Raw genomic sequence first — 2,048 nt, forward strand, 5'->3', positions numbered from 1 at the left:
CGCCGGACGCGCGCTCAGGTCGCCGACGCCGACGGTGGTCAGCACCCCCGCCTCCGGGTCCAGCCGGATCACGTCGCCGTCGCGGATGTGGGCCAACGGCCCGCCCGCCAGAGCCTCAGGGCTGACGTGGATGGCGGCGGGCGTCTTGCCGCTGGCGCCCGACATGCGGCCGTCGGTGACGAAGGCGACCCTGAAGCCCTTGTCCTGCAGCACGCTGAGCGCCGGCGACAGGCTGTGCAGTTCCGGCATCCCATTGGCGCGCGGCCCCTGAAAGCGCAGCACCACCACGACATCGCGGTTCAGCTTGCCGTCCTTGAAGGCCTGAAGCGCGTCTTCCTGCGTCTCGAACACGGCGGCGGGGGCCTCGACGATGCGGTTCTGCGGCTTCACCGCCGAGATCTTGATGACCGCCCGGCCCAGATCGCCCTGCACCAGCCGCAGGCCGCCCTCTCGGTCGAACGGGTCAGAGGCGGGACGCAGGATGCTGAGGTCCAGGCTTTCGCGCACCGTGTCGCGCCAGACCAGGGCGCCATCCTCCAGACGGGGCTCGCGGAAATAGGGCTCCAAGCCCTGACCCATGATGGTCGTCACATCGGGGTGCAGGTTGCCGGCCTCGACCAGTTCGCGGGTGACGAAGGCGACCCCGCCCGCCGCCTGGAAGGCGTTCACATCGGCTGATCCGTTCGGATAGACCCGCGCCAGCAGCGGCGTGACCGACGACAGCTGGTCCATGTCGGTCCAGTCGATCAGCACCCCCGCCGCCCGCGCCATGGCGACCAGATGGATGGCGTGGTTGGTCGAGCCGCCGGTGGCCAGCAGGGCGACGATCATGTTGACGATGGTCTTCTCCGACACGACGTCGGCCATGCGCCCCCTGCCCGAGTTTTGCCCCTCGCGCGCCAGTTCGATCGCCCGCCTGGCCGCCGCCGCCGTCAGGGCGTCGCGCAGGCCGGTGTCCGGGTGGACGAAGGCGGTTGAGGGCATATGCAGCCCGGCGATCTCCATCATCATCTGATTGGAGTTGGCCGTGCCGTAGAAGGTGCAGGTGCCCGGCGAGTGATAGGAGGCGATCTCGCTTTTCAGCAGTTCGGCGCGGTCGATCAGGCCTTGGGCGTATTCCGCGCGGACGCGGGCCTTCTCGGCGTTGGGAAGGCCGCTGGGCATCGGCCCGGCCGGGGCGAAGACGACCGGCAGATGGCCGAACGCCAGCGCCCCCATGAACAGCCCCGGCACGATCTTGTCGCACACGCCCAGCATCAGGGCCGCGTCAAACGCATCGTGGGTCAGGGCCACGCCCGTCGACATGGCGATGACATCACGGCTGAACAGGCTCAGCTCCATGCCGGGGCGCCCTTGGGTGACGCCGTCGCACATGGCCGGGGTTCCGCCCGCCACCTGCGCCGTGGCCCCGACCTCTCGCGCCGCGCGGCGGATGATTTCGGGAAAGCGCTCGAACGGCTGATGCGCCGACAGCATGTCGTTATAGGCGGTGACGACGCCGAGGTTCGGCTGGGCGCCGGTCATGGCTGTCAGCTTGTCCGCCACCGTCTGTCCGGCGAAGGCGTGGGCCCAGTTGGCGCACGACAGCTTGGCCCGCCCGGACCCTGAGCCGGTCGCCGCGTCCATGCGGCGCAGATAGTCGGCGCGGGTCTTGCGGCTGCGTTCGACGATACGGGCGGTGACTTCCGCCACCACAGGATTGAGCGCCATCAGTCGGCCTCCGTCCAGAACACTTCAAGGGGGGCGTTCGCCGCGATCAGGGCGGCGAGGGGGCTGACGGCGGGATCGCCCGCCGCCTCACGCTCGAACACGGCGCGCTTCTTGGCTCCGGTCAGGGCCAGCACCACGCGGCGGGCCGAGGTCAGCCACGGCAGGTTCAGCGTCAGCCGCTCCTGCGGCGGCGCCGCGCCGTCGCGCCCGGCGGGCACGCCATAGACGGCGGGTTTCAGCCCCGGTGTCAGCAGGGTGGTCAGCGTCGGACTGCCGGGGAACATCGAACAGATATGCCCGTCCTCGCCCATGCCCAGCAGGACGGCATCCATCGCCCG

General features: G+C 70.2%; 2 protein-coding genes. Both read right to left on the reverse strand.

The window, feature by feature from the left end; genetic code table 11:
• On the reverse strand, positions 1 to 1,710 hold a 1,710-nt coding region (gene edd / locus RT567_RS16230; RefSeq protein ID WP_313577239.1), incomplete at its 3' end, for a phosphogluconate dehydratase.
• The coding region (locus RT567_RS16235; RefSeq protein ID WP_313577240.1) for a 6-phosphogluconolactonase at positions 1,710 to 2,048 on the reverse strand (339 nt) is incomplete at its 5' end. The genes edd and RT567_RS16235, both read right to left, overlap by 1 nt.

Origin of the sequence: Brevundimonas sp. (assembly GCF_032107865.1) — a bacterium.
In the GTDB taxonomy this organism is placed as follows: domain Bacteria; phylum Pseudomonadota; class Alphaproteobacteria; order Caulobacterales; family Caulobacteraceae; genus Brevundimonas.